Below are 20539 nucleotides of genomic sequence, written 5' to 3' on the forward strand. Positions count from 1 at the left end.
CACCCCAGAGATGCAAGCCGTAGCCATCAGTTTCGACCGTTTCAACACGCTCTCCGACCAAGACGCGCATGCCCGCATCCAGGCCGCCCGGGCCCGCCTCGGTGACCGGGCCGTGCTGCTGTGCCACCACTACCAGCGCGCGGACGTTTACAAATACGCCGACCTCACCGGCGACTCCCTCAAGCTGTCGCGCCTGGCCGCCGAAACCGACGCCGAGTTCATCGTGTTCTGCGGTGTGCATTTCATGGCCGAAGTGGCGGACATCATGTCCAAGCCCCACCAGCAGGCCATCCTGCCCGACCTGGCGGCCGGCTGTTCGATGGCCGACATGGCCAACCTGGCCAAGGTGGAACGCTGCTGGCGGGAACTCACCGAAGTGCTCGGCACGCCGGACGAGCAGATCACCCCGGTGACCTACATCAACTCCGCCGCCGATCTCAAAGCCTTCTGCGGCGAGCATGGCGGCATCGTGTGCACCTCCACCAACGCCCCCGTGATCCTCGACTGGGCCTTCAAGCAGCGCGAGAAGGTGCTGTTCTTCCCCGACCAGCACCTCGGCCGGTGGACCGGCTTCAAGAAGAACATCCCCCTCGACGAGATGGTGGTGTGGGATCCCGACCAGGAATATGGCGGCCTCACCCCGGAACAGATCCGCAAGGCCAAGGTGCTGCTCTGGAAGGGGCACTGCTCGGTGCACCAGATGTTCCAGCCGGCGCACATCATCAAGTTCCGCAATCAGTATCCGGACGGCTTCGTCATCTCCCATCCGGAGAGCTCACTGGAAGTGTGCCGCCAGTCCGACTACGTGGGCTCCACCGAGTACATCATCAAGGTGATCAAGGACGCCGCCCCCGGCACCCGCTGGCTGGTCGGCACCGAGCTGAACCTGGTGAACCGCCTGGCCGAAGAAGTGAAGCCGGAAGGCAAGATCGTCCAGTTCATGGCCCCCACGGTGTGCATGTGCTCGACCATGCAGCGCATCGACCCGCAACACTTGGCCTGGACTCTCGAGAACCTCGCCGACGGCAAGGTGGTCAACCGCATCACCGTACCCGAACACGAGGCCACGCTGGCCAAGGTTGCCCTGGAACGCATGCTCGCCGTGTCCTGAGCGGCCAACCCGCAACTCCGCACTCAAGCGGCGCCTGCGGGCGCCGTTCTTCATCGCAGGGCCGCCCCTAGATGAAAAGCCCCCGCGGGGGCAGCGACCCCGCGCAGCGGTGGAGCGCGGGGGGTTGTTTTTCATCGCAGGCCGGGTACAACCATGAAGGAGATCCGATGAGCAGCCTGCGCATCTGTACCTACAACATCCACAAAGGTTTCTCCCAGTTCAACCGGCGCCTGTCCATCCACGACCTGCGCGAGCGCCTGCGCCTGCTCGGCGCCGACGTCGTCTTCCTGCAGGAAGTCCAAGGCATGCACCTGCGCCATGCGCACCTCCGCCCCGACTGGCCGACCCAGCCCCAACACGAGTTCCTGGCCCGCGACGTGTGGCAGCAGACCGCCTACGGCGGCAACGCCGTCTACGACCACGGCCATCACGGCAACGCCATCCTCAGCCGCCATCCCATCCTGTCCCAGGCCAACCAGGACGTCTCCGACCACCGCTTCGAAAGCCGCGGCCTGCTCCACTGCGAGATCCGGGTCGATGGCATGCGGGAGCCCGTACATTGCGTCTGCGTGCACCTCGGCCTGACCGCCGGCAGCCGGCGGCGCCAGATGGCCGCCCTGGTCAAACGCCTCGACGAGCTGGCGCCGGCCGGTGCGCCGCTGATCATCGCCGGTGACTTCAACGACTGGCGCAACCACGCCGACGACTGCCTGACCTCGCAGCTGGGCGTGACGGAGGCCTTCGTGTCGATCCGCGGCCGGCCGGCACGGAGCTTCCCGAGCAACCTGCCCGTGCTGCGCCTGGACCGGATCTATGTGCGGGGCTTCAGCGTGGACCGGGCCGAAGTGCACTACGGCCTGCCATGGAGCCAGATCTCGGACCATGCCCCCCTCACCGCCCAGCTCAGCACCCACTGAAGCACGCCGCCGATGACCGTCCAATGGCTGCGGGGCAATGCCCTCACCCTGCTGGAAAACGGCACCTGCTTCTTCCCCACCCTGGTGGAAGAGATCAACCGCGCCACCACCGAGATCTTCCTCGAAACCTACATTTTTGCCTCTGACGATATCGGCCGGACAGTGTCCGAGGCCCTGCAACGGGCCGCCCGGCGCGGCGTCACCGTGCGTCTGATCGTGGATGGCTTCGGCGGACGGGATTTTGTGGCGCACCTGATGGAGCCCCTGACGGAGGCCGGCGTCCATGTGCTGATCTACCGCCGCGAGGTCGCCACCCTGTCCCTGCGTCGCCACCGCCTGCGCCGGCTGCACCGCAAGCTGGCGGTCATCGACGGCCGCGTCGCCTTTGTCGGTGGCATCAACATCATCAGCGACTACGAAGCCCCAGCCCTGGACGCCCCCCGCCAGGACTACACGGTACGCATAGAGGGCCCCCTGCTGGCCCCCATCCATTCCAGCGCCTGGCATGTCTGGGGGCTGGTCAGCTGGGCCTCCTTCCGGCGCCGCCTGCGCCTGCTCGGCAAGGTGCATCCCCAGGCCCTCCCGGTCGGCGACACGGAAGCGGCCTTCGTGATCCGCGACAACATCCGCCACCGGCGCGACATCGAGGACGCCTACCTGCTGGGCATCGCCGCCGCCCGCCGCGAGATCATCCTCGCCAACGCCTACTTCCTGCCCGGCCGGCGCTTCCGCCAGGCCCTGCTGGCCGCGGCCCGGCGAGGCGTCCGCATCACCCTGCTGGTCCAGGGGCTCGCCGACCACCCCCTACAGCAGCTAGCCACCCGGGCCATCTACGACTCCCTGCTGAGCGCCGGCATACGGATCATCGAGTACCACCGCAGCTACCTGCATGCCAAGGTCGCCGTGATCGACGAGCACTGGGCCACCGTCGGCTCCAGCAATATCGACCCCTTCAGCCTCCTTCTGGCCCGTGAGGCCAACGTGGTGATCCGTCACTCCCCCTTCGCTGCCACCTTGCGCGACAGCCTGCTGCAGGCCATCGCCCGGGGAGGCCGGGAGATCCATGCCGATGCCTGGCAACGCGCGCCCCTGTCGCAGCGCCTGATCAACTGGACTGCATACGGGCTGGTGCGACTGATGATAGGCATCGCCGGCTACGGCAACCGCCACTGAGCAAGCCTCCCCGGACATGGGAGAATGCGGGCTGCCCAAACCGCCACTGACCATTGCCACGCCATGTACCCTGCCCCCGACTTCGAATCCAGGATCTGCCCCCCCGAACACCTTGCCGAACGCATCGCCACGCTGCCGCGCCCGCTGGTGTTCACCAACGGCTGCTTCGACATCCTGCACCGGGGGCACGTCACCTACCTGGCCCAGGCCCGCGCCCTGGGTGCGGCCATGGTGGTGGCGCTCAACAGCGATGACTCGGTGCGCCGCCAGGGCAAAGGCGCCGACCGACCGATCAACACACTGGCCGACCGCCTGGCGGTGATGGCCTCCCTGGCCTGCGTGGACCTGGTGACCTGGTTCGACGAGGACACACCCATCGCGCGCATCCTGGAATGCCAGCCCGACGTGCTGGTCAAGGGCGGCGACTGGGCGCCGGAGCGCATCGTGGGAGCACCGGAGACCCTCGCGCGCGGCGGCAGCGTGCACTCCATTCCCTTCGAACACCAGCGCTCGACCACCGCCCTGCTCGACAAGATCCGCCGCCTCTAGGCAGGACAGGCGTCTGCGGGACCTTGGGCGCCACGGCAGGTTCTTTTATTATTCCTTTCATATCTAAGATCAAGGCTTTTTCAGGCCTAAAATAACTAAGAGCCACCCAACCCTTTTCCTGAGCAGGAGATCCGCCATGCGCATCGCCAACAACGTCGCCGAACTGATCGGCAACACCCCCCTGGTCAAGCTCAACAAGCTGGCTCCGAAGAACGGCGCCACCCTGGCCCTCAAACTGGAGTTCTTCAACCCAGCCCACAGCGTCAAGGACCGCATCGCCGCGGCCATGCTCGACGCTGCCGAAGCGGCCGGCCAGATCAAGCCCGACACCATCATCCTCGAGCCCACCTCCGGCAACACCGGCATCGGCCTGGCCATGGTCTGCGCGGCACGCGGCTACAAGTGTGCCTTCGTGATGCCCGAGACCATGAGCCGCGAGCGCAAGCTGCTGCTCAAAGCCTATGGCGCCGACCTGATCCTCACCCCCGGCCCCGAGGGCATGCCCGGCGCTGTGAAGAAGGCCGAGGAAATGGCCGCGGCCGACAGCCGTTACCTCATCCCCCAGCAATTCGAAAACCCCGCCAACCCGGCCATCCACCGCAAAACCACCGCAGAGGAGATCTGGGCCGACACCGACGGCCAGGTGGACATTTTTGTCTCCGGCGTGGGCACCGGCGGCACCGTCACCGGCGTGGGTGAAGTCCTCAAGGCGCGCAAGCCCGGCGTCCAGGTCATCGCCGTCGAGCCCGCCGCCAGCCCCATCCTGTCCGGCGGCCAGCGCGGCCCCCACCCCATCCAGGGCATTGGTGCCGGCTTCGTACCGGGCATCCTCAACACCAAAATCTACGACGAGGTCGTCCAGGTGCCCAACGATGCGGCCCTCGATGTCGCCCGCCGCCTCGCCAGCGAGGAAGGCCTGCTGGTCGGGATCTCTTCGGGCGCCGCCGTATGGGCCGCCCTGCAGGTGGCCGAGCGCCCCGAAAACGCCGGCAAGCTGGTGGTTGTGATCATCCCGTCCTTCGGCGAGCGCTATTTGTCCACCGTGCTCTACCAGCATCTGGAGGTTTGAGCGCTTGACCGCCTTCGATTTCAGCAAGGGCCCGGACCGGGCCGGCAGCGACAGCATCAAGTGGCGGCGCTACGCCGGCCGTGACGTGATCCCGATGTGGGTGGCCGACATGGACTTCGCCGCGCCGCCCCCCGTGCTCGATGCCCTCAAGGCCCGCCTCGAGCATGGTGTGTTCGGCTACGCCGACCCCTGGCCCTCCCTGCAGGAAGCCGTCATCGAAGGCATCGTCCGCGATCACGCCTGGCGCATCCAGCCCGACTGGCTGGTGTGGCTGCCCGGCGTGGTCACCGGCTTCAACGTCGCGGTACGGGCGGTCGGCCAGCCCGGCGATGGAGTTTTCACCGCCACCCCGGTCTACCCCCCTTTCCTGCACGCCCCCGCCAACTTCGGCCAGCGCTTGGTGAGCACCGCCATGGTCCGCAACGGCGCCCGCTGGGAATGGGACTGGCCGCGGACCGAAGCGGCCCTGGCCGAAGGGGTGCGCCTGTTCATGCTGTGCAACCCGCACAACCCGGTGGGCCGCGTCTTCGACCGGGAGGAGCTGACCCGCATCGCCACGCTGGCCGAGCGCCACGACCTGGTCATCTGCTCCGACGAGATCCACTGCGGGCTGGTCCTCGACCCGGCCACCCCGCACATCCCCATCGCGGCGCTCGACGAGAACATCGCCCGCCGCAGCATCACCCTGATGGCGCCCTCCAAGACCTGGAACATCCCGGCGCTGTACTGCGCCTTCGCGATCATTCCCGACGCAAGCCTGCGGGCCCGCTACAAGCGGGCGATGGCCGGCATCGTGCCGCACGTGAACGTCCTCGGCCTGACCGCCACCGAGGTGGCCTACCGGGACGGCGGCCCCTGGCGCGAGGCGCTGCTCGGCACCCTGCGCGCCAACGCGGCCCGGGTCGAGACCGTGATCGCCGAACTGCCTGGCCTCGTTACCACGCCGGTCGAGGCCACCTACCTGGCCTGGATCGACTGCCGGGACTTCCTCACCGCGCGGGGCATCGCCAACGCCGCGGCCTTCTTCGAGGGTGCCGGCGTCGGTCTCTCGGATGGCAAGGACTTCGGCCTGCCCGGCTTTGTGCGCCTCAACTTCGGCTGCCCGCCGAGCCGCCTCGAGGAAGGGCTCGGACGCATCCGCCGCGCCGTGCTCGGCTGACATCCGGGTGAGCGCCGCGTCCGCCCCCGAGGATCGCCTACCCCGCGACTTCAGGCTCTACCTGCTGATCAGCGTGGCCGGCGCCACGGTGCAGTTCGGCCAGGCCGTGGCGGTGGGCTGGGCGATCTACGAGCAGACCGGCACGGCCATGGCTCTCGGCCTGGTCGGGCTGGCCCAGTTCCTGCCGATCCTGTTCTTCTTCCTGCCCGCCGGGCAGGTGGCCGACCGTTTCGAGCGGCGCAGCGTGATCGTGGTCAGCCTGGTGCTGACCCTGCTCGCCACGCTGCTGCTGGCCGTCTGCGCCGGGCTGCACCTGCCCCCCGGGTGGACCTACGCCGCCCTGGTGCTCACTGGCTGCGCGCAGATCCTCAACCGGCCGGCCCGCGATGCCCTGATGCCGACCCTGGTGGCCCCCGCCCGGCTGGCCCCCAGCATCGCCCTGGCCACCTCCCTGCACCAGATCGCCTCCATGGCTGCCCCGGCCCTGGCCGGCTTTGGCCTCGCCCTGTTCCATTCGGCGCTGCCGATCCACCTGTTCAACGCCTTCATCACCCTGCTCGCCCTCGGCGCCGCCCTGGCCATCCGGCAGCGCTCCCGGGGCCATGCCGGGGTCCAGTCCGGTGGGCGTATGACGGAACTCCTGGCCGGCTTCACCCACATCTGGCGCCAGCGCCTGCTGCTGGCCGTGATGAGCATCGACCTGTTCGCGGTGCTGTTCGGCGGCGCCGTGGCCCTGCTCCCGGTGTACGCCAAGGACATCCTGCACGTGGGGCCGGCGGGGCTGGGGCTGCTCAGCACCGCGCCGGCCATCGGGGCGGTGGTCGCCGGGCTGTTCGTGGCGCGCCGCGGCGTGGCCCTCGACGGCCGGCTGTTCCTCGGCGCCGTTGGCGGCTTCGGGCTGATGACCGTGATCTTCGGCCTGTCCTCCGCCTTTCCCCTGTCCCTCGCCGCCCTGATCCTGCTCGGCGGCCTCGACAGCATCAGCGTGGTCCAGCGCAGCACGGTGATCCAGCAAGGCACCCCCGACACCCTGCGTGGCCGGGTCGCTGCGGTGAACCGGGTCTTCATCAGCTCCTCCAACGAACTCGGCGCCCTCGAGTCGGGCATGCTGGCCAGCCTCACCGGGCCGGTCGTCGCCGTGGTGGCCGGCGGCCTGATGACCATCGCCATCGTGCTGCTGGCGCCACGGGTCTTTCCGGAACTGGGGGGGATGCGCCCCACCTCCCACGACCCCGACGGCATTTCCTGATCCAGCGCAAGAAACACGCTCCACCGGAGCGCATACTCCCCACGTCGCCATCCGTAACAGGAGGTTCTCGTGAGCGCGCTCCCGCCCAGCCCTGCCGCCCCCCTCGAAGCGCTCCTGCGGCGACACGGTCATGATCCATCCGCCCTGCTGCAGATCCTCATCGAAGCCCAGGACATCGACGGCTGGCTGCCCGCCCCCACCCTGACGCAGATCGCCGCTGCCATCAAGCTGCCGCGCGCCCGCGTCGAAGGCGTCGCCGGCTTCTACAGTTTTCTGTACGACCGGCCGGTGGGGCGCTACCGGGTGCTCTTCTCCGACAACATCACCGACCGCATGCTCGGCAACCGGGCGCTGATGGACGCCCTGTGCCGCAAGCTGTGGGTGGAGCCGGACAAGGTCTCGGAGGACGGGCTGGTGAGCATTGCCACCACCTCGTGCACCGGCCTGTGCGACCAGGGCCCGGCCCTGCTGGTGAACGGCCGGGCCATCGGCCAGCTCAACCACCGGCGGATCAACGAGATCGCCGAGCTGATCCGCCAGCAACGCCCCCTCGAGCAATGGCCGACCGAGTACTTCCAGATCGACGACAACATCCGCCGCCGGGATGCCCTGCTCCAGCTGGACATGCTGCCCGGCGCAGCTCTCGCCGCCGCCGTGGCCCGCGGCCGCGAAGGCTGGCTGGCCGAGATGCAGGCCTCCAACCTGCGCGGCCGGGGCGGCGCCGGCTTCGCCACCGCGGTGAAATGGGCCAGCGCCCGCAATGCTACAGAGGTGCGCAAGGTCGTCGTCTGCAACGCGGACGAAGGCGAACCGGGCACCTTCAAGGACAGGGTGCTCCTCAACACCTGCGCCGACCTGGTCTTCGAGGGCATGACCCTGGCAGCCTGGGCGGTGGGCGCCGACAGCGGCTTTCTGTACCTGCGCGGCGAATACCGCTACCTGCGCCCGCAGCTCGAGGCCGTGCTGGCCCGCCGCCGGGCGGCCGGGCTGCTCGGCAAGGGCATTCTTGGCGAGGCAGGCTTCGACTTCGACATCGCCATCCACCTTGGAGCCGGCGCCTACGTCTGCGGCGAGGAGACCGCCCTGCTCGAATCCCTGGAAGGCAAGCGCGGCACACCCCGCATCCGCCCGCCATTCCCGGTGACCCACGGCTACCTGGGCCGCCCGACGGTGGTCAACAACGTGGAGACCCTGGCCAAGACCTGCCTGATCGCCCTGGAAGGCGGCACCGCCTTTGCCGCCACCGGCACCGCCCAGTCGGCCGGCACCAAGCTGCTGTCCATCTCCGGCGACTGCGCCGCGCCAGGCATCTACGAATACCCCTTCGGCGTCTCAATCGCCCGCATCCTCGAGGATTGCGGCGCCAGCGACACCCAGGCCGTGCAGGTCGGCGGCGCAGCCGGCATCTGCCTGGCGGCCTACGAATTCCAGCGCCGCATCGCCTATGAAGACGTGCCCACCGCCGGCGCCTTCATGATCTTCGACGGCAGCCGCGATCTCTTCGAGGTGGCGCGGGCCTTCGTGCACTTCTTCGCCCACGAGAGCTGCGGCTTCTGCACGCCCTGCCGGGTCGGCACCGCCCTGCTCAAGGGCTTCATGGACAAGCTCAACGACGGTCACGGGGCCAAGGCCGACCTGGCCGACATCGACTGGCTCGACCGGCTGCTCAAGAACGCCAGCCACTGCGGCCTGGGCAGCGCCGCCCCCAACCCGGTGATCGACACCCTGCAGAAGTTCCGGCCTGCCTATGAGCGGCGCCTGGTGTCGCTGGACTTCGAACCCGCCTTCGACCTGGACGCCGCCCTCGCCGAAGCGCGCCAGCTCACCGCCCGGGATGATCCGGGCGCCCACCTCCAGACCCACGAGGAGGACGGACGATGAAACAGTTTCTCCTGGACGGCCAGCCCGTCCCCTTCGAGGACGGCCAGAGCATCCTCGAGGCTGCCCGCCAAGCCGGCCATTACATTCCCAGCCTGTGCTGGCACAAGGACTTCCCGGCCCATGGCAGCTGCAAGCTGTGCATCGTCAAGGCCGCCGGGCGCCACGTCTCTGCCTGTGCCACCCCCGCCAAGGAAGGCTGGGAAGTGGAGAGTGCCACCCCCGAGATGAACGGCGAACGCCGCGCCCTGCTGCAGATGCTGTTCGTGGAGGGCAACCACTTCTGCCCCTCTTGCGAGAAAAGCGGCAACTGCGAGCTGCAGGCCCTGGGCTACGAGTACGAGATGCTCACCTCGCGCTTCCGCCATTTCTACCCGGACCGCCCGGTGGACGCCTCCCACCCGGACGTGCTGCTGGACTTCAACCGCTGCATCTTCTGCGAACTGTGCGTGCGGGCCAGCCGGGACGTGGATGGCAAGGCGGTTTTCGCCCTGACCGGGCGCGGCATCAACAAGCACCTGGTGGTCAATGCGGAATCCGGCCGCCTCGGTGACACGGACTTCTCGAAGAACGACCTGGCCGCACGGATCTGCCCGGTCGGGGTGATCCTGCACAAGGGCCCCGGCTTCGCCGTTCCGATCGGCGAACGCACCTACGATGGCCAGACCATCCGCGAGCAGAAGCTGAAGGAGGAGTCATGAGCGCCGTCCCAGCCCCCACCCGCAAGCTGCGCGTCGCCACCACCTCCCTGGCCGGCTGCTTCGGCTGCCACATGTCCTTCCTGGACATCGACGAGCACCTCTTCGAACTGGTCGAGCTGATCGAGTTCGACCGCTCGCCGCTCACCGACATCAAGGAGGTGGGGCCCTGCGACATCGGCCTGATCGAGGGCGGTGTCTGCAACGCCGAGAACGTGCATGTGCTGCGGGCCTTCCGGCGCCAGTGCAAGACCCTGATCGCCCTGGGCGCCTGCGCCGTCAATGGCGGCCTGCCCGCCCAGCGCAACCACCTGTCCCTGTCCGAGTGCCTGCGCGAGGTCTACCAGTTCCGGCCCGGCCTCGAGAACGGCCAGATCCCCAACGACCCGGAGCTGCCCCTGCCCCTCGACAAGGTGCGGCCGATCCACGAGGTGGTGCGCATCGACTACTTCCTGCCCGGCTGCCCGCCGTCCGGCCCGGCGATCTGGAAGTTCCTCACCGACCTGATCGCCGGCCGCACTCCGCGCCTGACCGGCGGCCTGCTCCACTACGACTGAGGTTCGCGCCATGAGCTTCGAACTGGAAACCGCCGCCAACCGCGAAGGCCTGCGCCGGGTCGCCATCGACCCGGTGTCCCGGGTGGAAGGACACGGCAAGGTCACCCTGCTGCTCGACGACGCTGGCCACGTGAAGGAAGCCCGCCTGCACATCGTCGAGTTCCGCGGCTTCGAGAAATTCATCCAGGGCCGGCCCTACTGGGAGGTGCCGGTGATGGTGCAGCGCCTGTGCGGCATCTGCCCGGTGAGCCACCACCTGGCGGCGGCCAAGGCCCTCGACCCGGTGGTCGGCGCCCTCACCGTCACCCCGACGGCCGACAAGATCCGGCGCCTGATGCACTACGGCCAGATCCTCCAGTCCCATGCCCTGCACTTCTTCCACCTGGCCTCGCCCGACCTGCTGTTCGGCTTCGACTCGCCCGTCCAGCAGCGCAACATCGTCGGTGTTGCCGGCGCCTGGCCGGAGGTCGCCAAAAAGGGGGTGCTGCTGCGCAAGTTCGGCCAGGAGGTGATCCGCATCACCACCGGCAAGCGGGTGCATGGCACGGGTGCCGTACCGGGCGGGGTCAACCGCTCCCTGACGCTCGCCGAGCGCGATGAGCTGATCGCCGAGGCCGACCGCATGATCGAATGGAGTCACGAGGCGGTGCATCTGGCCCGCCAGTTGCACGAGGCCAACGCGGCCCTGTACGACGAGTTCGGCCTGTTCCGCAGCCACCTGCTGAGCCTGGTGCGGGCGGATGGCGCGCTCGACCTCTACGACGGCCACCTGCGCCTGCGCGATGCCCGCGGCCAGATCGTGCGGGACGCGATCCCCTGCGCCGACTACGACCAGCACATCGTCGAAGAGGTGAAGTCCTGGAGCTACATGAAGTTTCCCTTCATCAAGGAACTTGGCCCGGCCCGGGGCTGGTACAAGGTCGGCCCCCTGGCCCGGGTCCAGAACTGCGACTTCATCCCCAGCCCGCTGGCCGAGGTGGAGCGCCAGGATTTCATCGCCCGCGGTGAAGGCGAGCCCGTCCACGCCCCCCTCGCCTATCACTGGGCCCGCATGATCGAGATGCTCCACGCCGCGGAGATCATCCGTGAATTGCTGGACGACCCCGACCTGCTCTCGGACCAGCGGATGACCAGCGGCCCCCGGGGCCGCGAAGGCGTCGGCATCATCGAGGCCCCGCGGGGCACCCTGATCCACCACTACCGGGTCGGCGAGGACGACCTGGTCAGCTACTGCAACCTGATCGTGTCCACCACCCACAACAACCAGGCCATGAACGAGGCGGTACGCCAGGTGGCGCGCCGCTACCTGGACGGGCGGCAGCTCACCGAGGGCCTGCTGAACCACATCGAGGTGGCGATCCGCGCCTTCGACCCCTGCCTGTCCTGCGCCACCCACGCCCTCGGCAAGATGCCGCTGGTGGTCGAACTGCAGGGGGCGGATGGGACCCTGCTCGACAGCGCCGAACGGGGAGGCTGAGCGTACCGTGAGCCTGGTGATCCTTGCGGTCGGCAACCCGTCCCGCGGCGACGACGCCCTGGGGCCTCTGCTGATGGAGGAACTGGAGCGGCAGGCCCCGCAGGGCGTTCACCTGGTCAGTGATTTCCAGCTACAGCCCGAACACGCCCTGGACCTGCACGGCCGCACCCTGGCCCTGTTCATCGATGCCGGCACCGGCACCCCGGCGCCCTTTGAGTTCAGGGAGCTGAAACCCGCGGCAGGACACGCGGTGAGCAGCCACGCCTTCACACCGTCGGAAGTCCTGCAGGTTTACGAAGCGCTGCACGGCCATCCTGCGCCGCCGGCCTTCCTGCTCTGTGTGCGGGGTGAGGATTTCATCCTGGGCGAGCCCCTCAGTGCCAGCGCCGGGCAGAACCTCGAGGCTGCCCGCCGCCAACTGCAGGCCTGCCTGGCAACCCCGGCGGCCGGGCACTGGCGGGAGCTGCTGTCGGCGACTTAAGGCAGGGCTGGCAGGACGGAAGCGCAACGCCGGGCGTAGGCCTCGAGCAGGATGGCGATAGCGCGGGGTGCAGCTTCCGGCAGGGGGATCACGCCCCGCAACTGGGCCAGGATGACGGGATAGCCCCCTCCTGGCGTGCACTCCGGAGTGCGCACCAGCAACAGCTGGTCGCAGGGCAGCTCCGGCCAGGCCGGTGACAAGGGGCCGACGGGAATACCCAGGACCTGCTCGCCCGAGGCGACCCAGGCTTTCACCAGCGCAGCAAATGGTTTGAACGACACCTTCCGTTCCGATTCGCCGCAGCGGCCGAAACCGCTGGCCCAGACCAGCTCCTCGTGAATCACGCCGCCAGCCGGATCCAGGCGCCCGAGCGCGATCCGCTCTGCATCGAGGGCGCGCAACAACTGCCTCAGCGCACGCAGGGCGGCGAACCGCAAATCATCCAGATGCCGCACCAGGGCAGCACCGGTGATCGCCGCTTCCGAGACAGGATCCTTCCCGACGGACGGCTGCTTCCAGCTGTCGTCGAAGGGCCGCAGGACCAGCGTCCTTGCTTCAGGCTCGGCGTTCACGAACATGGCATCGACTCTCGGAACATGCATTTCCGGCCGGAGCTGGGCTTGCGACAAAATGCCGCGGAGCTCACCCCAAAAACCACCCGAAAAATGCGTTATTCAACACTTACGTAAAATTCTACGGCAAAAATCCGATTTCGCATAAATAGATATCAAATCGACATTTTTAAAACCTTGTTGTACGTCAAGAGTGTGCAGATCGGGCTTCGGCCCCTCCGTGAAAAGTCACGAGATTTTATGAATTTGCGATTTATTCAGCGGCTGCATCCCCGGAACCGGGAGCGCACGACGGCCCCATGCCGGGAAATGCGCGTGCCCCCCCTTCTCCAGGCATGAGCGAAACACGCCTGCCCGGGGGTCAGCCGGGGCATGGCAGGGACGGAAGCGGATTGCAGCGAGAGGGGGACCAGGCAAGGGCCCCGTCGGGGTGATTCAGGCAGGACGCCCGCGCCGCTGGATGGCCATGATCTTGGCCTGCACGTAGCCCTTGAGCTCCCGGAAGGGGACAGGCTTGCTGTAGAAGATGACGTCGGCCGGCAGGCCGCCGTTCTCGACGATTTCATCCTCGGTCAGGCCGCTGACCACCACGATGTCGAGATCCTGCAGCTGCGGATCTGCGCGCAGGCGGCGGATCATCTCGAAGCCGTCGATGCCGGGCATGCGGAGGTCGGTGATGAGCAGATCGGGCGGTACCCGCCCGATCTCCAGCAGGCCGTCGATGCCGCTGGAGACCATGCGGGCCTGCAGGGGCAGACCCCAGGTCGAGAAGGTGTGCTCATAGAGCTTCTGGAGGATCCGGTCGTCCTCGGCGACCAGCACCTGGAGGACGCCGGCAGCGCCGCGGCTGCCGCTCTGCCCGCCCCCCGCCATGGAGCGGGCGCGGAACTCCTCGATCGACGAGACGCGGATCCGCCGATGCCCTCCGGCGGTTTTCCAACCCTCCAGCTGGCCGTTCTCGACCATCTGCTGGACGGTACCCAAAGACAGGCCCAGACGCTGGGCGGCTTCGGAAGTGCTGCAATATTCCTTTTCAGGAGATTCGGGCGTGGCGGCCATTTCGATCGGGCATAAAGAACAAGGTACTTAATTGATGTTACCAGCTAAGCCGACGAAATCGCGACACACACGCCGCGAAAACGAGATGCCAATGAAATAAATCCGGATCTCAGAACGGAATATCGTCGTCAAAATCGCCAAATCCGCCAGAAGCTGGCTTCTTGGGTGCAGGCGCACTGGAAGGTGCCGGAGCGCCGCCGCCGAAACCACCGCCACTGCCGCCGCCGTAGCCGCCATCGCGACCACCGCCATAGGCGCCGCTGTCACGGCCACCACCTGCCGGCGCACCGCCACCGAAGTTGCCTTCGCTGCGGGACGGAGCGTCGCTGCCACCCATGCCCTGACGGTTGCCAAGCATCTTCATCTCGTCCGCACGGATCTCGGTGGTGTAACGATCCTGGCCGTCCTTGTCCTGCCACTTGCGGGTCCGCAGGGAACCCTCCACATACACCGGACTGCCCTTGCGCAGGTACTGCCCGGCGATCTCGGCCAGCTTGCCGAAGAACACCACCCGGTGCCACTCGGTGGCCTCGCGCTTCTCACCACTGGCCTTGTCGCGCCAGGTATCGGTGGTGGCGAGGGTGATGTTGCAGATTGCATCGCCGCTCGGGGCGTAACGGGTTTCCGGGTCCTTGCCCAGGTTGCCGATAAGAATCACCTTGTTGACCGAAGCCATATAGTCTCTCCTGAAAATGCCGCTGGCCAGGATGCTGCCCCACCCGCCGCCAAGGCGCATGTAACTGCCATCCTGGCGCAGCGCGCCCTTCCATGTAATCAATAACTTGACCTGCAAACCTCGAGTGTTTCCCGGAGCTTGCAGGTCAGCTGGAAAAGGAAGGCGGCAACATCCCGCCGCCGCTGAGGGACACGAGTATACCCGTCGCGGCACGGGGCTACAGCTACATCATGGTCCTTCGAGCGCCGACCGGCATTCCTGCGCAGCAACCGGGCGCCCGGCCTGATCGGCCGGGCTGGATCAGCATCGGGCGATGGATGTCAGCGGGAGGAGAGGGGCGCCTCCTGCTCGGCCTTCAGCGCATGGGCACGCAGGAGGATGTACTGCCGGATGCGCTCCACGTCTTCCTGGCCGATACCGCCTGCAAAGGACGGCATCCCCCGGTTGGCGCGTCCGCCGTAGACGATGCCGGGGAAGAGCTTGTGCTTGTCCGGGCTCAGGTAGCGCAGGTCGGGCACCACGCCGCCGCTGATGGCGTTGAGGCCATGGCAGTTGGCACACAGGCCGTTGAACAGGCTGCGGCCGATCTGCAGCTGGCCGGCGTCCGCCTTGACGGCCTCGAGCGGCGGCAAGGCTACGACGGCCTGCCTGGCGGGCGGCAGCGTCGCCTGCCCGCCCAGCTTGAAGGTGACGACACGGGCCTCAGGCTTGACCCTGGCGCCCAGCGACAGGGGGCCGGTGATGTTGGGGAAGGAGCCGCCCCAGCCGACCATGAAGGTGACGTACTGCTCGCCCTTGACGCTGTAGGTGACGGGGCCGGCCATGGCGCCGGAGTTCACCGGGCTGGACCACAGTTCCTTGCCAGAATCGGCCGCATAGGCGACCGCACGCCCGTCCGCCGTGCCCTGGAAGACCAGGTTGCCCGCCGTCGCCAGCGTGCCGCCATTCCAGGCGGTGGGGTAATCGACCCGCCACGCAGCCTGCTGTTTGACGGGATCCCAGGCCAGCAGGGCGCCCTTCCAACTCTGGGCGATCTGCTTCACCACCTGCGGGTCTTCCGGCAGGCTGGGCACGTCCAGGCCGATGTTCACCACGTTGCGGATCGGCATGAACAAGGGCTCCTTCTGCGGCTCGAGGCCGGCGGCGGTCTCCTGCGCGGGCAGGTAGACCAGGCCGGTACCCGGGTGATAGGACATGGGCTGCCAGTTGTGCCCGCCCAGGAAGCTCGGCATCACCAGCTTCATGCCCTTGCCGTCCAGGTAGTTGGCCGCCCCGGTCAGCACCGGGCGGCCGGTCTGCAGGTCGATGTGGCTGGCCCAATTGACCGGCACGAACTTCTCCGCCGACAGCAGTTGCCCGTTGGTCCGGTCCAGCACATAGAAGAAGCCGTTCTTCGGCGCCTGCATGAGCACCTTGCGCACCTGCCCGTCGATCCGGATGTCGGCCAGGATCATGTGCTGGGTGGCGGTGTAGTCCCACATCTCGCCCGGCGTGGTCTGGTAGTGCCAGACGTACTCGCCGGTTTCGGGCCTGAGGGCCACGATGGAAGACAGGAACAGGTTGTCCCCCTTGCCATCGCTGCGGAACTGGTAGTTGAAGGGCGAGCCGTTGCCGACGCCGATGTAGAGCAGGTCCAGCTCGGGGTCGTAGGCCATCGAATCCCAGACGGTGCCGCCACCACCCCACTTGACCCAGCCATTGCCGTGCCAGGTCTTGAGGGCCATGCGCATGGCCTCGTTCTCGGCGGGCTGGGCCGGGTCGCCCGGCACCGTGAAGAAGCGCCAGGCCTGCTTGCCGCTGCGGGCGTCGTAGGCGGTGACATAGCCGCGCACCCCGAACTCCGCGCCACCGTTGCCGATCAGCACCTTGCCTTTGACGATCCGCGGGGCGCCGGTGATGGTGTAGCTCTTGTCCGGGTCCAGGCGGGTGTCTACCGACCAGAGCCGCTTGCCGTTGCGGGCATCGAGGGCAATCAGCCTGCCGTCGAAGGCGCCTACATAGACCTTGCCCTCCCACACCGCCACGCCGCGATTCACCACACTGCAGCAGCCTTCACCGCCCTTGTCGCGGGGCACGCCCGGGTCATGGCGCCACAGCGGCTTGCCAGTGGCGGCATCGAAGGCATACACGATGCTGTAGGGGCCGGTGGTGTACATCACCCCGTCCACGACGATGGGCGTGGCTTCAACACCAAAATCCCAATCGAGCTTGCGGGTCCACGCCACGCCCAGCTTCGCGACATTGCCCGCATTGATCCGGGCCAGCGGGCTGTAGCGCTGCTCGCCGTAGCTGCGGCCGTGGCTCATCCAGTTGCCCGGCTCCTGGTCGGCCTGCTGCAGGCGCTGAGCGTCCACCCAGGCGGGTTTTGGCGCGGCGGCAAGCAGCTGGGGCGCCGGAATGGCCAGCGCGAGGGCCAGCAAACCGCCCAGCAGGCGGCGAAACGATTGATTCTTCATGTCAAGATCTCCCGGCTCAGTTGAAGGCATGGATGTAGCGCAGGGTCATGCGCTGGCCTTCCGGGCGGTTGCGGGCGGCGGTCTCCGTGTAGTGGTTGAAGACCAGGTGATCCTTGGCGCTGAAGCTGTACATGACACCCGGCCCGAAGGCGACCACGCGCTCCTTGCTACCACTGAGGGACTCGCCATTGACCTTGGTTTCGGTGAGTTGCTGCAGCCAGTAGCCGGCCAGGCCGACACGCCACTGGGGCGTCAGCGTGTAGTCGGCCGCGAAATTCGCGTGCATGGCCTGCCCCGGCTGGAAGTTGTGGGCTTCAGTGATGCCGTACTGGGCGAAGCGGGTGGCCAGGGGGTCGCTGTTCTTGCCGTTCCACAGGTAGAACACGCGGCTGGACACGGTCCACCTGGGGCTCGCCCACCAGGTGCCCGACCAGTAGGCCTCCACCGAAGTATGGTGGGCCCCGGGGTTGAGCCCCAGCGTCCGGTCGTACTCGCCGACGGGCAGGGTCACGTCCAGTTCCACGCGATGGGAGAACAGCGGGCCCCGTTCGCCCATGATGGGGTTCCATTGCAGGAAGGCACCCAGCACCGGGTCACCCATGCCGGTCCCGGTCTTGCCCAGGATGGCGCCATGGACGCCATCGTCCAGCGAGGCGGAGAGCACCGCCGGCAACAACAGCATGCCGCCGAGCTGCGCACCGGCCACGCTGTAATTGCTCTGATAGACAAACTGGTTGATCAGCGGGACGACACGGACATCGCTCTTCGGGAAGGGCAGATCCTTGCCCTTGCTGTCCTTGAAGTGGTCTGCGCTATAGGGCTGCAGATAGCTCATCAGGTAAAAGCCCGGCCCGGCCGGGGGCGGCGCCCCGTCCACAAAGGTGGTCAGGCCGAGGTTGATGGAGGGCAGCTCGTAAGCGGAGGCCGCCGTGCTGGCGAGGCTGGCGCACACGCCCAGGGCAAGGGCGCGCAGGGCCGGAAAGTTCTTGGACATGGTGTGTTCCTGCTGGAGTGAGGGGGTGCCTCCATGCTAGGAACGCCTGTCCAGCAGGTCTTGCCCGAGCGTGCCCGGACTTTGTATTGCTGTGCACAAAACCGCTCAGGCCTGGGTAGCCCGCAGCTGTCGCCGGGCCTGCGACGGCGACTCGCCGAACTGCCGCTTGTACGCGCGGCTGAAATGCGCCGCATCAGCAAAGCCGTATTCGTAGGCGAGATGGGTCAGATTCAGATGAGCCCCATGCTCCCCCAGCAGCATCTCGCGGCAGCGCAGCAGGCGCTGGGTGAGCTGGAATGACTGGGGAGTCTCCTTGTCCGCCTGGAAAGCCTTGTACAGCGCCCGGCGCGAGACGCCCAGGCGCTCGGCCAGTTGATCCGAGCTGAGGCGGGTATCGGTGAGATGGGCCAGCAGGCAGGCCTTCGCCTCTTCCAGCAGATGCCGGCGCCCGCCCTGCCGGGCCACGCCGGGCGTTTCGTCCTGCAGGGCCGCGTCGAGCAGGGCGCGCAAACCCAGGTTGAAGGCCATCTGGGTTCTCGCCTGCAGGTGCAGATCCTGGTTCAGCGCGGAGCTGATCATGTCGAGGGCCAGCCGAGCCGCCTCTTCGATAGGCTGCGGGCCCAGCTTGCCGGGCAGGCCGCGCTGCAGCCAGGCATCGTTGGGCGAGACGTGGCTGAACAGCACCGTGAAATGGGCACAGTCACTCATCTCGAGGCTGTAGGGCCGGGACGCCTCGTAGAGCAGCCACTGGCCCGGCTCGAGTGCCACCTTCCGGTTCCCCTGCCGGTAGGCCGCCTGCCCCTGATGCAGCCAGAGCACCTTGATGCACGGCTGGGCCAGGCGCTGGCAGGCCGCATCGGTCATCCGCGCAACATGCTCCGAGGCCCGGATCTGGGCCATGTGGCTTCCCGCACGCACCTTGGTGGCGGACTCGACCTGGAACCTATCCGGGCGGATGACCTGCAGATCGAGGGGAAAGAAGTCTTGCTGGATGGACTCGCGCCAGCCATTCACGGAATCGGTGGGGTGCATGGTAGGGACTCTGTTAGCGGATGGGCATTGCCGTAAGAGCGGCCACATCCAACAGAATCAAGCATGCAGCGTGCCATTGACCGGCGCGGCGGAGGGACAGGCTTTCGAAGCCTGGCGGGAAGATCTGGCCCACCCGGAGAGGGGCAGCCAGGCAGGGGATGCACCAGGATGCAGCGCCGGCAGCCCTGTCGGCCGCAGGAGGGCACGCCGACCCGGCGGGCAGGAATCAGGCAGTCGCCACGCGACGCACCGGCGGCGGCGTCATCCCGGCGGCGAGGATCAGCCAGATCACCGCCATGCCCGCGCCGAGCAGGGGCACCGCAGAGGGGCCCACATGCTTGACCAGCCAGCCGCCCAGGGCCCCGCCGAGGAACAGCCCGATGGACTGCAGGGTGTTGTAGACCCCCAGTGCGGTGCCCTTGGCATGGGCCGGCGCCACCCGTGAAATCCACGAAGGCTGGGTCGCCTCCAGCACATTGAAGGCCACGAAGAACAGGGTCAGCAGGCAGGCCAGCGGCCACATCCCGGAGCCGGCCAGGTACAGCCCGGCCTGGACCACCAGCAGCAGCACGATGGCGGCGTTGAAGACCTGCTTCATGGCCGCCTTCTTCTCGGCCATGATCACCGCCGGCACCATCACCACGAAGGACAGCAGCACGGCCGGCAGATAGACCTTCCAGTGCTCAGCCATGGGCAGCCCCGCCGCCACCAGGCCGGCGGGCACCAGCACCCACATGGAGGTCTGCATCAGGTGCAGGGCGAACACCCCGAAGTTCAGGCGCATCAGCTGGCCGTTGCCCAGCACTTCGGCAAAACGCCCGATGGCCCGCGGCACCGGCGGCGCGGCCGGCACGACGAAGAGCACAGTGGCGATGGCCGCCGCGGCGAGCACGGCCGTCAGCCAGAACAGCCCGGACATGCCGATCACGCTGTAAAGCAGCGGCGCCGCCACCATCGACAGGGCGAAGACCAGCCCGATGGACGAGCCGATCATGGCCATCACCTTGGTGCGATGCTGGTCGCGGGTCAGGTCGGCGGCCAGGGCCGTCACCGCCGCGGAGATGGCCCCCGCGCCCTGCAGCACCCGGCCGACCAGCACGGTCTGGACGTCGTGGGCGAGCGCCGCCACCACGCTGCCGACGATGAACAGGATCAGCCCGAAGACGATCACCGGCTTGCGCCCGAAGCGGTCGGAGGCTGCACCGAAGGGAATCTGGAGGAAGGCCTGGGTCAGGCCGTAGGCGCCGATGGCCATGCCGACCAGGGCCACGTCGTCGCCACCCGGCATGCCCGAGGCATGCACGGCGAACACCGGAAGAATGAGGAACAGGCCCAGCATGCGCAGCGCAAAGATCGCCGCCAGCGATACGCCGGCGCGGCGCTCGGCCGGGCTCATCTTGTCGTCAATTTGGGAAGCCATCAAACGTGCTGC

The 20539-nt window shown here is 67.6% G+C and carries 19 protein-coding genes; 12 read left to right on the forward strand and 7 right to left on the reverse strand.

Features of this window, described 5'->3' with window-relative positions; translation table 11 throughout:
* The first annotated feature begins 10 nt into the window (after positions 1 to 10).
* The 12 genes from nadA (at position 11) to HHL15_RS18550 (ending at position 12318) form a co-directional block, all read left to right on the forward strand.
* Complete coding sequence (gene nadA / locus HHL15_RS18495) at positions 11 to 1111, forward strand: quinolinate synthase NadA (protein ID WP_169147284.1); 1101 nt, start codon at positions 11 to 13, stop codon at positions 1109 to 1111.
* Positions 1112 to 1278: 167 nt separating this feature from the next.
* The gene (locus HHL15_RS18500; protein WP_169147285.1) at positions 1279 to 2028 is read left to right on the forward strand and encodes an endonuclease/exonuclease/phosphatase family protein; all 750 of its coding nucleotides are present in this window, start codon (positions 1279 to 1281) and stop codon (positions 2026 to 2028) included.
* Positions 2029 to 2040: 12 nt separating this feature from the next.
* Positions 2041 to 3201, forward strand: a complete 1161-nt coding sequence (gene clsB, locus HHL15_RS18505) for a cardiolipin synthase ClsB (protein WP_169147286.1) — start codon at positions 2041 to 2043, stop codon at positions 3199 to 3201.
* Between the two features lie 24 nt (positions 3202 to 3225).
* Positions 3226 to 3750: an adenylyltransferase/cytidyltransferase family protein gene (locus HHL15_RS18510; protein ID WP_235943492.1), complete on the forward strand. Its 525-nt coding sequence runs from the start codon at positions 3226 to 3228 to the stop codon at positions 3748 to 3750.
* A 136-nt stretch (positions 3751 to 3886) separates the two neighbouring features.
* Complete coding sequence (cysK, locus tag HHL15_RS18515) at positions 3887 to 4819, forward strand: cysteine synthase A (protein ID WP_169147287.1); 933 nt, start codon at positions 3887 to 3889, stop codon at positions 4817 to 4819.
* 4 nt (positions 4820 to 4823) lie between these two features.
* Positions 4824 to 5978, forward strand: coding sequence for a MalY/PatB family protein (locus HHL15_RS18520; protein WP_169147288.1), 1155 nt, complete (start codon positions 4824 to 4826; stop codon positions 5976 to 5978).
* Between the two features lie 7 nt (positions 5979 to 5985).
* Positions 5986 to 7227: an MFS transporter gene (locus HHL15_RS18525; RefSeq protein ID WP_169147289.1), complete on the forward strand. Its 1242-nt coding sequence runs from the start codon at positions 5986 to 5988 to the stop codon at positions 7225 to 7227.
* Positions 7228 to 7296: 69 nt separating this feature from the next.
* Entirely contained in the window at positions 7297 to 9108 is a 1812-nt protein-coding gene (locus HHL15_RS18530; RefSeq protein ID WP_169147290.1) for an NAD(P)H-dependent oxidoreductase subunit E, read from the forward strand.
* Positions 9105 to 9806, forward strand: coding sequence for a 2Fe-2S iron-sulfur cluster-binding protein (locus HHL15_RS18535; RefSeq protein WP_169147291.1), 702 nt, complete (start codon positions 9105 to 9107; stop codon positions 9804 to 9806). The genes HHL15_RS18530 and HHL15_RS18535 overlap by 4 nt, the downstream gene beginning before the upstream one ends.
* Positions 9803 to 10360 carry an NADH-quinone oxidoreductase subunit B family protein gene (locus tag HHL15_RS18540; protein ID WP_169147292.1) on the forward strand — a complete coding sequence of 186 codons (558 nt, stop codon included), beginning with the start codon at positions 9803 to 9805 and terminating at the stop codon, positions 10358 to 10360. The genes HHL15_RS18535 and HHL15_RS18540 overlap by 4 nt, the downstream gene beginning before the upstream one ends.
* A 10-nt stretch (positions 10361 to 10370) precedes the next feature.
* On the forward strand, positions 10371 to 11837 hold the full coding sequence (locus HHL15_RS18545; protein WP_169147293.1) for a Ni/Fe hydrogenase subunit alpha: 1467 nt from the start codon (positions 10371 to 10373) through the stop codon (positions 11835 to 11837).
* Between the two features lie 7 nt (positions 11838 to 11844).
* On the forward strand, positions 11845 to 12318 hold the full coding sequence (locus HHL15_RS18550; protein ID WP_328825065.1) for a hydrogenase maturation protease: 474 nt from the start codon (positions 11845 to 11847) through the stop codon (positions 12316 to 12318).
* Here HHL15_RS18550 and HHL15_RS18555 read toward each other — a convergent pair.
* From HHL15_RS18555 to HHL15_RS18585, 7 genes are all read right to left on the reverse strand, one after another.
* Positions 12315 to 12896, reverse strand: a complete 582-nt coding sequence (locus tag HHL15_RS18555) for a hypothetical protein (RefSeq protein ID WP_169147295.1) — start codon at positions 12894 to 12896, stop codon at positions 12315 to 12317. The two genes, HHL15_RS18550 and HHL15_RS18555, sit on opposite strands and share 4 nt — an antisense overlap.
* A 429-nt stretch (positions 12897 to 13325) precedes the next feature.
* Positions 13326 to 13949 carry a response regulator gene (locus tag HHL15_RS18560; RefSeq protein ID WP_169147296.1) on the reverse strand — a complete coding sequence of 208 codons (624 nt, stop codon included), beginning with the start codon at positions 13947 to 13949 and terminating at the stop codon, positions 13326 to 13328.
* A gap of 109 nt (positions 13950 to 14058) precedes the next feature.
* A complete protein-coding gene (gene ssb, locus HHL15_RS18565; protein ID WP_169147297.1) occupies positions 14059 to 14625 on the reverse strand; it encodes a single-stranded DNA-binding protein in 567 nt (188 codons plus the stop codon).
* A gap of 320 nt (positions 14626 to 14945) precedes the next feature.
* On the reverse strand, positions 14946 to 17081 hold the full coding sequence (locus tag HHL15_RS18570) for a PQQ-dependent dehydrogenase, methanol/ethanol family (RefSeq protein WP_169147298.1): 2136 nt from the start codon (positions 17079 to 17081) through the stop codon (positions 14946 to 14948).
* 16 nt (positions 17082 to 17097) lie between these two features.
* A complete protein-coding gene (locus tag HHL15_RS18575) occupies positions 17098 to 18075 on the reverse strand; it encodes a SphA family protein (protein ID WP_169147299.1) in 978 nt (325 codons plus the stop codon).
* Positions 18076 to 18180: 105 nt separating this feature from the next.
* Positions 18181 to 19107, reverse strand: a complete 927-nt coding sequence (locus tag HHL15_RS18580; RefSeq protein ID WP_169147300.1) for a helix-turn-helix domain-containing protein — start codon at positions 19105 to 19107, stop codon at positions 18181 to 18183.
* Between the two features lie 226 nt (positions 19108 to 19333).
* Positions 19334 to 20503, reverse strand: coding sequence for an MFS transporter (locus HHL15_RS18585; RefSeq protein ID WP_169147358.1), 1170 nt, complete (start codon positions 20501 to 20503; stop codon positions 19334 to 19336).
* Positions 20504 to 20539 lie beyond the last annotated feature (36 nt).

This window comes from Zoogloea dura (assembly GCF_012927165.1).
GTDB classification, from domain to species: domain Bacteria; phylum Pseudomonadota; class Gammaproteobacteria; order Burkholderiales; family Rhodocyclaceae; genus Zoogloea; species Zoogloea dura.